Origin of the sequence: Actinocrinis sp., assembly GCF_035653575.1 — a bacterium.
Taxonomy (GTDB): Bacteria; Actinomycetota; Actinomycetes; order Streptomycetales; family Catenulisporaceae; genus Actinocrinis.
The window spans coordinates 1-12,215 of the sequence record NZ_DASRBQ010000080.1; the positions used below are offsets into that span (position 1 = coordinate 1).

Sequence of the window (12,215 nt, forward strand, 5' to 3'; positions counted from 1 at the left end):
CGGCGCGCCGCGGCCGTGGGTGGGTGGGTCACCTGCATATCCCCTTATCTCGGGTGGCGGCGGCGCATGTGGGTGCGTCCGGCCGCACGGGAGTGCGGGCACGCGAGACGGGACGGCGGGATCACCGCTTGGCCCCAGGACACGGCCCGATCGGTTCGGCGCGATGCCAACGTCGGAAGATCATCGGGGTGATTGCGGAGCGACGAGGTGCAGCCGGGCCCGATCCGACCGCTTGGCGTGCGCGCCGCCGCCCCGTTCGGAAGGATCCCTGCGGGACGGCTACGGGTTTATCAGTGCTCGAAGGTGGGAATTGCCGCGACGACCGCCGCGATCGCACTGTCAAGCACTGAGGGGGAAATTAGCGCCGCGCAGAGAACCGGTCAACGATTGCTGACGAAACAGGTGTTTCCGCGGTGTGCGGGCCGGCCTGGCAATTACCCTGCGGTTTCGCGCCGGTCACGGGCTTGTCGCGAAAGATCGCCGCCGCGTGTTCGAAGCGCGGCGGCGACCCGATCTGTCGCGAATGCTTGATATGTCGGTTACCAATTCGAACCGTTGATGTTCGTTGATGTTTGTGGCAGCGGTCTCAATTGCCCGTTCGGGCTCTGCCGCGATCAGGTGTGCCGCAGCACCGCGCCGACCCCGTGCTGCGGACCCGGCTCGCCGCCGGCCAGCACCAGGATCCGGCTGCCGCTTTGCACCGCGGCGCGCACCAGTACGTTCCCGGCCTTGTCCCGCCGGATCTGCGCCGAACGCATGTCGGTCAGCTCCTCCGGATGCGCGGCCAGCTGCCCCGGCTGCGGACCCCACCACATCCACGAGTCAAGCTCCTTGGATCCGTGCCGGATCAGCAGCGTGTCGACTTCGCCGCGCCGCAGCGCCTCCACCGTCGGCACCAGGCCCTCGACCGCCCCGCCGGTGGCGAGCCTGCCCGCGTAGCGCTCCCGCACGTCCGCGCGCAGCGACTCTTCCGTCCGCGCGGCGACGACCATGGCCGCACGCCGGGCCTGCGCGCGGTCCGAGCCTTCGGCCCGGCCGCCGGAGGGCAGCGGGACGGCCCGTGCGCTCCAGTCTGGGCCGAGGTGCTCGAGCAGCATGGTCTTGGCCCGCGCGTCGCCGCTCACCGCGATCAGCTCGGCGTGGTGGGACTGCGCGATCTGCCGCACCCGGTCGGCTTCCTGTTTGGCGTTCGCCGCCCAGGTGTTCTCCACCTCCCGCTGGAAATGCGCCTCGTGCCAGTCGCCGTTGTGCACCTTCCGCAACGGCCAGCGCGCTCCGGCGTCGACCCGCTCGCGCTCCTCTACTCCGGCGCCGTCGTACACCTCCACCTCGGCCCCGCCGCGATCGGCGAAGACCAGCAGGTAGGAGGGGAAATCCGGAGCCTGCGCGAGCAGTGGCAGGACGTCCGGCAGGTGGCCGAAGGCGGCGCGGTCGAGCACGTTCGGCACCCGCAGCTCCTCCTGCAGCAGCACCGAGCCGCCGGCCGCGAAGATCGCCTGGCCGTGCGGCGAGGGGCGGTCTCGGTCCGAGCCGACCGCCGCGTCGATCGCCTCCAGCGTCGGTTCGTCGGCGCCGTCGGCCTCCAGTCGGCCGCGCAGCTCCCGCCAGCGCAATTCGATCGCGTGCGCTGCCTCGGGATCGGCGCGGTCCGTGGCGAGATAGACGGAGGCGAACGGCCCTGGATTGTCGTACAGCTGCTTGAAGTGACCCGGCTCCATGCTCACGCTCCCTTCGCGCGGTGCTCGGACGACTCGGCGAACCCGTAACGGGCCCGGTTCCTCGTGGTACCCGTTCGGTCCGCTCGAAACGGGGTGCGGTTTCCGCTCCATCGGAAGGGGCACTCGACACTGATCAAGCGCAGGACGACGAGAACGACCTGACAACTAAGAGACGTGACGATTAGGACCGTGACGACGGATCGGAGGTCGATTCAGATGCCGGGACGCCAGGAACTTCCTTCGACGCTGCGCCGTTCGCCGGCCAAGGCGCAGCGCACTTGGATCGAGGCACACGACAGCGCCGTGCAGCAGTACGGCGAGGGAGAGCGGGCGCACCGCGTGGCCTTCGGCGCGCTCAAGCACAGCTTCGAGAAAGTCGGCGACCACTGGGAGGCGAAGGAGGGCGGCCGCAAGGGACCGTCCGACCCGCAGTCGGCCCGGCCGCGGCAGATCGGCGGGCGCAGCGGCGAGGGCGTCGACGAGCAGGCCAGCAAGCAGCACCTCTACGAGCTCGCGAAGAAGCTCGACATCCCCGGCCGCTCCACGATGAGCCGCGGGGAGCTGCTGGAGGCCATTCGGAAGGCGAATCGCAGCAAGACGCGGGAGAAGCAGCCGAGTTCCCGTTGATCGATCGCCGCCGCGCGAAGACGCGGAGCGGGATGAACGGGACGGGGAGCGAGATGGACGGTGAACTGCGCCCGGCCGTGGTCGTCTTCGGCCAGGCCGGCCGGGACCTGGTGCTGCCGATCGACGAACTGCCGCAGCCGGGCACGTCCGCCGTCGTGCATACGCACAGCGAAGTGCTCGGCGGGAAAGGCGCGAATCAGGCGGTCTCGTTCGCACGACTCGGTATCCGGGTCGCGCTGGTGGCAGTACTCGGGGACGATCGCGCGGGAGACGAGGCGCTGGCGCGGGCACGCGCGGACGGCATTGACGTGTCGTGCGTCGTCCGGCGCGCCGACACCGTGACCGGACTCATCGTCGAAATCCTCGACCGCGAGCATCGCTGGCGCTATTTCGAGGACCTGCCCGAGGCCGTGCAGTTGACGCAGACTGATGTCGAGGCCGCGGGCGACTTGCTGGTCCGGGCGGATGCGGCTGTCATCCAGCTGCAGCAACCCGCCGCGGCCTGCCTGGCTGCCGCGACGATGGCGCGGAAGGCCGGTTGCCGGGTCGTGCTCGACGGTGCGCCGCAGCCGGATCATCGCAGGGCCCTGCTGGAGAACGCGCACGTACTGCGCGCCGACGGCCACGAAGCCGAGCTGCTGACCGGCCGGCGGATCCGCGGCGTGCAAGACGCGGTACGCGCGGCCGACGAACTACTGGCCAACGGACCCGAAGTCGTCGCGCTCGCGGTCGAAGGCAAGGGAAACCTCGTCGCTTGCCCTCAGGGCCACGTCTTCTATCCGCTCGACGACGCGCAGACCGTGGACACCACCGGCGCGGGCGACGCCTTCGTCGCCGCATTGACCACGGCACTCGTACTCGGCGAGGCACCGCGGGAAGCGGGTCGCTGGGCGGTCGCCGCCTCGGCCCTCACGGTCGAGCACGTCGGCGGGCGACCGCGGATGACCGCCGAAACGCTCCGGGCGCGCCTGGCCGCGGCACCGGACCCCGGCCGGTTCAGCACTGAAGGCACGAAAAAGTAAGGAGCTGACATGGACCGCTCGACGAGCAAGCACGGCCCGCGGCTGGACGAGGAGATGAAGAAGGAGGTCGAGGGCCAGATGCGGGCCGGTCACCCGACCCGCGCCGAGGAGTGGCACGACCCCGAGCCGATCGAGGACGAGACCAGCCCGGAGGTGGGCGAGGAGATCGAGCAGCGGCGCGAGCGCGAGCGCGGGCGCACCGAGAACAAGCCGCCCGAGCCGCCCGCGCGTTCGGCGGCACAGAATGACGGTGATCAGTAGAGTCCTGAGCCGCGGGCACGGCGCAGTCCGGACACTGCCTGCGGCCGCGACCCGAATAAGCCGGTCAACGCGACACCGGGGAGTCGGCAATCACGATGAGGAGCCACCGATGACGGGGAGCTGGCGATGAACGGTGCGGAACTGATCGTCGACGCCTTCGGCCGAGTGCGCGAGGTCGTGCACCACGCCGCCTCCGGGCTGACGGCGCAGCAACTCGCGGAACGGCTCGATCCCGACGCGAACTCCATCGCGTGGCTGGTGTGGCACCTGACACGCGTTCAGGACGACCACGTCGCGGACGCCCTTGGCATCGAGCAGGTGTGGACGGCGCAGGGCTGGGAGCAGCGCTTCAATCTCCCGTTCAAGACGGAGGCGAGCGGTTACGGCCAGAGCTCCGCAGAGGTGGCCGCCGTGCGCGTCGAGTCCGCCGAGCTGCTGACCGGCTACTACGACGCGGTGTACCAGCAGACCGTTGAGTGTGTACGTGGCCTGAGCGACGCCGACTTCGAACGCATCGTTGACGAGGCCTGGGATCCGCCGGTGTCGCTCGGCGTGCGCCTGGTGAGCGTGATCTCTGACACGCTTCAGCACGCGGGTCAGGCCGCTTTCATCCGCGGCGTCTTGGAGCGCCGCGCGGGCTAGGTCCCGCGCCGCGCCGCGCTACGTACCGCGGCGCGGCGCTCGCGAGCACATTGGCCCGCGCGGTACGCATTAGTCGCGTCTGCGCGGGCAATCCGGTGCGCCATGAAGGGATTCCGCAAGTTCATCCTGCGTGGCAACCTGGTGGATCTGGCCGTGGCGGTCGTGATCGGGAGTCAGTTCTCGAGCCTGGTTCACCAGTTCGTCGTCTCGTTCGTGAATCCGCTGCTGGCGCTGCTCGGCGGCACCCCAAATTTCAACAACCTGACATTCTCGGTGCACGGGTCGAAGTTCGCGTACGGGGCGTTCATCACCGAGGTGCTCTCGTTCCTCATCTCGGCGGCGGTCGTGTACTTCGTCATCGTGCTGCCGGTGGCCCGATTCCTGCATCTGTTCGAACGCAACCAGGCCGCGACCGAGCGCAATTGCCCCGAGTGCGATCGCAGCATCCCGATCCAAGCGCGCCGCTGCCCTGAGTGCACCAGCGTGCTTGTCCACGATGATCCCGACCCCGCCGCGACGGCTCCCGCCGGCGGTCCGGCGCCGGTAATGGGCCCAGAGGGCTGACCGGCAGGTTTGACCCGGGCGTCGGCAGGTGACGCGGGGACGTGGCTGCGCCCACGCAGCGGCGGTGCGGCCGTGACTTCGACGGTAGGGAGCAGGCAGTGAAAGTGAGCAAGGTGGCCTACAAGCCACTCGGGATGGTGTTCGGCGCGGCCGGCGGGGTGCTGGCGGGCGCGGTGTTCAAGCGGGTCTGGCGGCTGATCGACGATCAGCAGGACGCGCCGAGCCCGACCGACGAGGATCGCGGCTGGCGCGAGGTGCTGGTCGCCTCTGTGTTGCAGGGCATGATCTTCGCGCTGGTCCGGGCGGCGGTGGATCGCGGCGGAGCGGCGGGCGTGCGCCGGATCACCGGCACCTGGCCCGCGTGACCCGAAGCGGAGCGGACCAGGGGAGCGGCGCACGAGGCACGCACGACACTCCCACGGTCATTCGGGACTCAGCAGGACGCGCGATCGTGGAAAAGGCGAAGCGCGTCCTGCTCGTCGGCTGGTTCAGCTTCCTGCACGGCGAGGCTACCGCCGGGGACGTGCTCGCCTGGCGCGCGGTGCGCGCTGAACTGGAGCGCGCCGGGATTGCCCACGACACCGCCTGGAGCCCGGTGTTCCGGCCCGGCGGCCTGATCTTGGACGCGGCGCGGCCGGAGGACTACAGCGACCTGGTGTTCGTCTGCGGGCCGTTGCACGGGCCGCAGATCGCCGGGCTGCACGAGCGGTTCCGCCGCTGCCGCAGGATCGCGGTCGGCGTCTCGGTCCTCGACCCGCGCGATCCGGCGGTAACCGGCTTCGACACGATCATCGCCAGGGACGCCCCGGACATCACGTCGCGCCTGGATCTCGCGACCGGGCCCGCGGCCTCGGCAAGCGCGGTCCCGGTGATCGGCGTCGCGCTGGCGCATGGCCAGGGTGAATACGGACCGGCGCGGCGACACGAAAGTGTCACCGAGACGATCACGGCGTGGCTGCGGGAGGCCGGCGTCGCCGTCGTGCCGCTGGAGACCCGGCTCGACAGCGTGGACTGGACGCTGGCGGCCCGGCCGGAGCAACTGATCAGCGTCGTCCGCAGGCTCGACGCGATCGTCACCACGCGCCTGCACGGACTGGTCCTCGGCCTGGCCAACCGGGTGCCGGTGCTGGCCGTGGACCCGGTGGCAGGCGGCGGGAAGGTCGCCGCCCAAGCCGCTGCCTGGCGCTGGCCTGCGTTCTTGCCGGCGCAGCGGGCGCGGCAGGCCGCCTTGCAGGGGTCGCTGGACTGGTGCCTGTCAGCCTCGGGCCGCGAGCGGGCCGGGCTGTGCGCCCAGCAGGCCGTGGCGGCCGCCGAGGCCGGTTCGCTGGCGGCGCGAATCGGCGCCCGGCTTTCTTAGGAAAACGCTCCCACGAACTCCTGTTTGGGTCGGCGCTGAGCGGTTATCAGGTCGGCGGCAAAGCACGGCGCAAACACGAGATCCGGATCACGAGAGTGATCAAAGGAGTGAGTGGTCAGATGGGTATTATTCTGCTCGTCCTGCTGCTGGCGCTGATTCTCGGCGGCCTCGGCTTCGCGGTCCACGTGCTGTGGTGGATCGCGCTGATCGTGTTCGTCGCCTGGCTGGTCGGCTTCGGCTTCTCCGGAGGCGTGTCAGGTGGCGGCCGTCGCCGGTGGTACGGGCGCTGGTGACCCGATAAAAGGATGCGAGGCGGCCGGTCCGGTTATCCGGGCCGGCCGTCCGCCTGTCTCGGCAGGAATTACCGAAAAGACCGGGCCTTGCCGATCTTCCGGCTCGTTCGATGATTCTCGAAGAGTGATCGGTTAATCACCGCGTTCGCTGGAACGCGCCGTATCGGAATAGACCAGGTTCGGCATCAAGTACCAGAGCAGGCAGTAAACGATGACCACCGCGATGGTCAGCGGAAGCGCCAGCGCGATGCCCTTCAGCACATCCAGCACCAGGAACACCACGCCGCTCATCGCCACCAGCAGCGCGAGCAGCCCCGCCTGCGCGACGCGATCGGCCCAGACCACCAGTTCCGCCTTGTAGCCCTGGCGGAAGACCCGGCGGTGGTGGCTGACCGGCGCGATGAGCAGCGCGGCGGCCACCGCGGAGGCCAGCACGGTGATCGTGTAGACCGCGACCTGAAGCGTCGTCGCGTGGCTGAACCGGTTGCTGAACGGCACCGTGAGCAGGAAGCCGAACAGGATCTGGACGCCGGTCTGCGCGACCCGCAGCTCCTGCAGCAGCTCGGTGAAGTTGCGGTCCCAGCGTTGCAGTTCGGTCTCGGGGCGCTTTGCGGATCGCAGCGCGCAGCTCGCTTGCTGCCCGGGCGGCGCTTCTTCGCCGAAGGGCCGGGCACCGTCCATCCCGATCGACCTCCGAACTCCGGATATGACGTGCTGGCGCGATAGCGCGAAAGCAAGCTCTAGTACCCGAGCCGGCACCGCGCAATCATGGCCCGTACAAGCTGAGACGTACGGGAGCGGGAACGATGGCGACTGAGGGCTTCGAGGCGGAATCGCTTGAGAGGGCGTCCTTCGAGTACGCCGCGCACCCTGCGCGAGTGCTGTTCGGCAGCGGTACCGCGTCACGCGTCGGCGATGAGGTGCGTCGTCTCGGTGGCACGCGTGTGCTGCTTCTCGCTGGACACTCGGTCTCGGCCGCAGTCGAACACTTGTGCTCAACCCTCGGCCCGTTGCTTGCCGCTCGATTCGACGGCGCGGCCATGCACACGCCGGTCGAGGTGACCGAAAAGGCGCTCGGCGTGCTGCGCGAGGCGCAAGCGGACTGCCTGGTCGCACTCGGCGGCGGTTCGACCACCGGGCTCTCTAAGGCGCTCGCGCTGCGCACCGACCTGCCGCAGATCATCCTGCCCACGACGTATGCCGGTTCCGAGGTCACGCCGGTCCTCGGTGAGACGAGCGACGGACGCAAGGTGACGACCTCGTCCGCGGCGGTGCTGCCGGAGACGGTGATCTACGACGTGGAGCTCTCCCGGGGGCTTCCGCTCGGCCTGACGGTCACCAGCGCGGTCAACGCGCTCGCGCATGCCGTCGAGGCGTTGTACTCGCCGCAGGCCAACCCGATCATCGACAGCCTCGCCCTCGACGCGATCGCCCGGACCGCCCGCGCCCTTCCGCTGATTGCCGGGGGCGACACCGGCCCGGCGTCAGGCGGGAGCGGCGGGTTCGATCCGCGCGCCGATTTGCTGCGTGCCGCCTGGTTCGCCGGAACCTGCCTCGGCGGGGCCGGCATGGGCCTGCATCACAAGCTGTGCCATGTCCTCGGCGGTTCGTTCGGTCTGCCTCACGCCGAGACGCATACGGTGATCCTTCCGCATGCGATGGCCTACAACGCGCCGGCCGCACTACAGGCCATGCGCCGGATCGCCGAAGCCCTCGGCGTCGAGGACGCGCCGAGCGGCCTGTTCGACTTGATCGCTTCGGTCGGCGGCCCGACCTCGTTGCAGGCGCTCGGTCTCGCGGAAACCGACCTCCCGCATGCAGCGCAGCTCGTGGCCGCGCAGTCCTATCCCAATCCGCGGGAGCTGACCGTCAGCGGTATCGAATCCCTGCTGCGTGACGCTTGGCACGGGCTCCGTCCTGCCCCGTCATCGCTGCGCGGCGTCGCCGATTCGGGTCCGGCGTCGGCGATGCCTGACTCGAGCTCGCTCACCGAACAGGTCGTCGCCAGCTTCGACCATGCTCCCGACCCGCGAGTAAGACAGCTGATCACAAGTCTCGTCTGGCATCTGCACGCCTTCGCCGTGGAGAACGAGTTGACGCAGGGTGAATGGCAGCACGCGATCGACTTCCTCACCCGGACCGGTCAGATCTGCTCGGACACGCGCCAGGAGTTAGTGCTGCTCTCTGACACGCTCGGCGTCTCCAGCGTCGTCGACCTGCTTGCCAATTCGCGTACGCCCGGGGCCACGCCGTCTGCGGTCCTCGGCCCCTTCTACGTGGAGGGGCCGCCCGAAACGCAACAGGGCGCTGACATCTCTGGCGGCCTGCCGGGGATCCCGCTGTGGACCGACGTGCGGGTCCTCGGCGCGCAGGATCGGCCACTCGGGGGCGCGATCGTCGACGTCTGGCAGTCCAACCAGGACGGCTTCTACGACGTACAGCTGCCGGACCTGGACGGCCCGGTTCTGCGTGCTCGGTTCCGTACCGACGAGGAGGGCAGGCTGCGGTTCTGGTCGATCCTGCCTTCGCCTTATCCGATCCCTGATGACGGACCGGTCGGCGCGATGCTCGCCGCCGTCGGCCGCCACCCTTACCGGGCGCCGCATCTGCACTTCATGATCAGCGCCCCCGGCCACCGCCGGCTCGTGACCCAGCTGTTCGTCGCGGGCGGCGAATACCTCGACTCGGACACGGTCTTCGGCGTCAAGGAGGCGCTGATCGTGGACTTCGCCGAGCGCCACGGCCCGACGCCGGACGGGCGAGAGGTAGCAGGCGCGTGGCGCAGCGTCGAGTTCACCTTCCGGCTCGCTCCCGACGCATCCTGAGGCCGACGCGACCAATCCGGCTTGACCGCGCCCGGCTCTCAATCCTCTGCCAATCCGCTACAACAGGTGCCGTACTCCGGCCTCGCGGGCCACCGGCTCGATCTGCCGGCTCAGGTCGCCTTCGAGCGCGGCCGCCGCGCCACGGCGCCGGCCGATCGGCAGGATCTGCTTGCGCATCGTCTCTTCCAGGAGGAACGCGGTCCCGCCGTACAGCGAGATCGCGATGATCGGAATGCCCAGCCAGCCCGAGGCGTGCTCGATGTTGACGCCGCCGTACAGCTCGTACACGCCGCTGAGCGCGAACCTCGCCGTCGCCAACAGCGCAAGCAGACCCAGCAGCGGTCTCGCGACGATCGCACCGGTGCTGATCATCAGCACCGCGGCCGCGATCGTGAGCATGAACATCCCGACCGCGGTAGAGCGGCTGCCGGGCGGCGAGGTGTACAGCTCCAGTCCGAGCGCGATCCAGACAGCGCCGAAGATCAGCATCGCGGTGGCCACGCCGGCATCGCGCGCGGCATAGGCGACCAGCCCCGCCATGATCTCCAGCGGCCCTACGAAGGCGAGCAGGATGATCGCGAGCGGCTTGCTCTGCTGCGCGGACATCCATTGCAGTTGCAGGGCGCTGTACAGGATCGTCCCCGCGCCGAACGCGTAGAACGCAACGGGTGCGCTGCTTGCCACAGGGCGCAGCACGATGCGCAGATGGTCACCCGCGGCCCCGACGCCCACCGAGCCGGAATCGCCGGTCTCGGGCGGCTGTCCGCTGCGCGCATGTGCGGGTACTGGCTTCGTGACCGGTTCCTCGGTCCGCGTCGGCCCTGCCCCGTCAGTCGACATCGAGCACCGTCTTCAGCCAGCCGTCCTCGCGCCGATCGAAGTTCTGGTACGCCTCGATCGCCGACTCCGGCTCGGCGCGCCGCGTGATGAACGCGGTCGGGTCGACGGTGCCGGCCGCGACCAGGTTCAGCAGGCCGGGCAGATAGCGCCGGTGGTTGCAGTTGCCCAGCTTCACGGTCAGGTTCTTGTTCATCGCCTCGCCGAGCGGGAAGGCGTCGAAGCCGGGCGGATAGACGCCGATCACGCCGACTGTGCCCGCCTTCGCCGCGGCTTGCACCGCCCAGCGGGCGGCCAGGCTCGGAGCGTCGCCCGGCACCCACTGCGCGTCCTGCGGCTGGGCTTCGGGCGCGGCCTTCTCCCGCTCCTGCGCGAACTGCTCGGCCTGCTCCTTCGCCTGCTCGGCCGCAGGGCCCTGCTTCGGGCGCTGCGCGTCGACGCCCACGGCGTCGATCACCCGGTCTGCGCCGATGCCTCCGGTCAGGTCCTTGACCACCTCGACCGGGTCCTCGGCGTTGAAGTCGATCGGCTCCGCGTTCTGCGCCCGGGCCGCGTCAAGACGCGATCTGATCCCGTCCACGACCAGCACCCGGCCCGCCCCCTGCCGCTTCGCCGAGAGCACCGCGAACTGGCCGACGACGCCCGCGCCGAGCACGAGCACTGTGTCGCCGCTGCGCACCTCGGCCAGGCGCGCGCCGAACCAGGCCGTGGGGAAGATGTCAGAGAGCAGGATCGCCTCGTCGTCGGTCACGCCCTCCGGGATGCGCACCAGCGTGGTCATCGCGTACGGAATGCGCGCGTACTGCGCTTGCAGGCCGTTGATCGGTCCGGTGCTCTCGGGCCCGCCGAAGAACGCGGTCCCCGCGGCCGGCCCGTTCGGGTTCGCCGTATCGCACTGTGCGTAATAGCCGGCTCGGCAGTACGAGCAGGTGCCGCAGCCGATCGTGGAGCACACCACTACGCGATCACCGGGAGAGAATCCGCGCACCTGCGCACCGGTCTCCTCGACGACGCCGACCGCTTCGTGCCCGAGAATGGTGCCCTCCTTCATCTCGGGCATGGTGCCGCGCACCAAATGCAGATCGGTACCGCAGATGGCGCTGCGGGTGATCCGGATCAGCGCGTCAGTCGGCTGTTCGATCTTCGGGTCGGCGACGGAGTCGAGGCGGATGTCGCCGGTTCCATGCCATACCACTGCCTTCATCGAGAATCTCTCCAAAATGTGGCGGATTGGTGCGTCCCGAAAGGCGCTGACTGCCCAAGCGCTCCGCACCCAAACCCGCATGACGCAGAACGACGATCAGGTTCGGAGGGTGGAGGCGAGGCGACATGCGCTCAGCTAGGCCGCGGTTCGTTAACGTGTCCCTCGACCGGGTAACCGCGTCAAATGTCGCTTTCACTTCCCCGCGTACGACCGGAGAACCCGCTGCGTCGCCTGTATGTGACCGAACTGCGCAGGCGGTTCGGCGTCGAGGAGGCGACGCGCCGCCTGCTGCTTTATGCGGTGTGCTCGGCCTCTTCTTCCAGCCCAAGCCGGGGTGCTGACCACCGCGGCGGCCAGCCTCGGCGCGCATGAAGCCACCGCGATCTGGGATGTGACCTATGCCGAGAGCAGGCGCAAGGTGACGCCGGCCGAGCAGCACATTCACAGCCTGCTGGAGGTGGTGCCGCTGATGGCGACCGCCTCGCTGGCGGCACTGCACTGGGACCAGGCGCTGGCGGTGGTCGGCCGAGGACCGGTCAAGGCGGACTTCAAGCTGCGCCCCGAGGTACGGCCGCTGTCCACGCGCACTCGCGCCGCGGTGATCGGTGCCGTCACGGTCTTCGGCGCGCTGCCGTACCTCGAAGAATTGGTGCGCTGCCTGCGCACCAACCGTTCGCTGCGCAGCCAGCCGGCGGCGCCGGAGGCGAGTGCACCGACCCCGACACTTCGCGTCCCCAAGCATTCCGACGAGCGTGCGGAGACCTCCGTCGAGCGCGCTCACCTGCCCGTTCGCTGACAGCGAACGCGCCGCGCCGGCCCACCGCGCTTGCTCGCCGCGCCTCCATTCCGCCTTTCCCGCAACCGA

At 69.6% G+C, this 12,215-nt stretch carries 14 protein-coding genes; 10 read left to right on the plus strand and 4 right to left on the minus strand.

Annotated features, from left to right (window positions below; translation table 11 throughout):
- Positions 1–614 precede the first annotated feature (614 nt).
- Positions 615–1,718: a Vms1/Ankzf1 family peptidyl-tRNA hydrolase gene (locus VFA06_RS11780; protein ID WP_324840536.1), complete on the minus strand. Its 1,104-nt coding sequence runs from the start codon at positions 1,716–1,718 to the stop codon at positions 615–617.
- Between the two features lie 216 nt (positions 1,719–1,934).
- Here VFA06_RS11780 and VFA06_RS11785 point away from each other — a divergent pair, with 216 nt between their 5' ends.
- From VFA06_RS11785 to VFA06_RS11820, 8 genes are all read left to right on the plus strand, one after another.
- Entirely contained in the window at positions 1,935–2,345 is a 411-nt protein-coding gene (locus tag VFA06_RS11785; RefSeq protein ID WP_349260156.1) for a ChaB family protein, read from the plus strand.
- A gap of 53 nt (positions 2,346–2,398) precedes the next feature.
- Positions 2,399–3,367 (plus strand): PfkB family carbohydrate kinase, encoded by a 969-nt coding sequence (locus VFA06_RS11790; protein WP_324840538.1) that lies wholly within the window; start codon positions 2,399–2,401, stop codon positions 3,365–3,367.
- A 9-nt stretch (positions 3,368–3,376) separates the two neighbouring features.
- Positions 3,377–3,628, plus strand: a complete 252-nt coding sequence (locus VFA06_RS11795) for a hypothetical protein (RefSeq protein ID WP_324840539.1) — start codon at positions 3,377–3,379, stop codon at positions 3,626–3,628.
- Between the two features lie 126 nt (positions 3,629–3,754).
- A complete protein-coding gene (locus VFA06_RS11800) occupies positions 3,755–4,270 on the plus strand; it encodes a mycothiol transferase (RefSeq protein ID WP_324840540.1) in 516 nt (171 codons plus the stop codon).
- A 102-nt stretch (positions 4,271–4,372) separates the two neighbouring features.
- On the plus strand, positions 4,373–4,834 hold the full coding sequence (gene mscL, locus VFA06_RS11805; protein WP_324840541.1) for a large conductance mechanosensitive channel protein MscL: 462 nt from the start codon (positions 4,373–4,375) through the stop codon (positions 4,832–4,834).
- 98 nt (positions 4,835–4,932) lie between these two features.
- Entirely contained in the window at positions 4,933–5,199 is a 267-nt protein-coding gene (locus VFA06_RS11810) for a DUF4235 domain-containing protein (RefSeq protein WP_324840542.1), read from the plus strand.
- 86 nt (positions 5,200–5,285) lie between these two features.
- On the plus strand, positions 5,286–6,191 hold the full coding sequence (locus tag VFA06_RS11815; protein WP_324840543.1) for a polysaccharide pyruvyl transferase family protein: 906 nt from the start codon (positions 5,286–5,288) through the stop codon (positions 6,189–6,191).
- 119 nt (positions 6,192–6,310) lie between these two features.
- Positions 6,311–6,484 carry a hydrophobic protein gene (locus tag VFA06_RS11820; protein ID WP_324840544.1) on the plus strand — a complete coding sequence of 58 codons (174 nt, stop codon included), beginning with the start codon at positions 6,311–6,313 and terminating at the stop codon, positions 6,482–6,484.
- A gap of 132 nt (positions 6,485–6,616) precedes the next feature.
- Here the strand turns inward: VFA06_RS11820 and VFA06_RS11825 are convergent, their stop codons facing one another.
- Positions 6,617–7,165, minus strand: a complete 549-nt coding sequence (locus VFA06_RS11825) for a DUF6328 family protein (RefSeq protein WP_324840545.1) — start codon at positions 7,163–7,165, stop codon at positions 6,617–6,619.
- Positions 7,166–7,290: 125 nt separating this feature from the next.
- On the opposite strand from VFA06_RS11825, the gene VFA06_RS11830 reads away from it, so the two are divergent.
- On the plus strand, positions 7,291–9,309 hold the full coding sequence (locus tag VFA06_RS11830) for a maleylacetate reductase and hydroxyquinol 1,2-dioxygenase domain-containing protein (RefSeq protein WP_324840546.1): 2,019 nt from the start codon (positions 7,291–7,293) through the stop codon (positions 9,307–9,309).
- A 57-nt stretch (positions 9,310–9,366) separates the two neighbouring features.
- Here VFA06_RS11830 and VFA06_RS11835 read toward each other — a convergent pair whose 3' ends face one another.
- Together VFA06_RS11835 and VFA06_RS11840 are read right to left on the minus strand one after the other, a co-directional pair.
- Complete coding sequence (locus tag VFA06_RS11835) at positions 9,367–10,149, minus strand: GPR1/FUN34/YaaH family transporter (RefSeq protein ID WP_324840547.1); 783 nt, start codon at positions 10,147–10,149, stop codon at positions 9,367–9,369.
- A complete protein-coding gene (locus VFA06_RS11840; protein ID WP_324840548.1) occupies positions 10,139–11,350 on the minus strand; it encodes an alcohol dehydrogenase catalytic domain-containing protein in 1,212 nt (403 codons plus the stop codon). The genes VFA06_RS11835 and VFA06_RS11840 overlap by 11 nt, the downstream gene beginning before the upstream one ends.
- 334 nt (positions 11,351–11,684) lie before the next feature.
- Between VFA06_RS11840 and VFA06_RS11845 the strand changes: the two genes are divergently transcribed.
- The gene (locus VFA06_RS11845) at positions 11,685–12,146 is read left to right on the plus strand and encodes a hypothetical protein (protein WP_324840549.1); all 462 of its coding nucleotides are present in this window, start codon (positions 11,685–11,687) and stop codon (positions 12,144–12,146) included.
- Positions 12,147–12,215 lie beyond the last annotated feature (69 nt).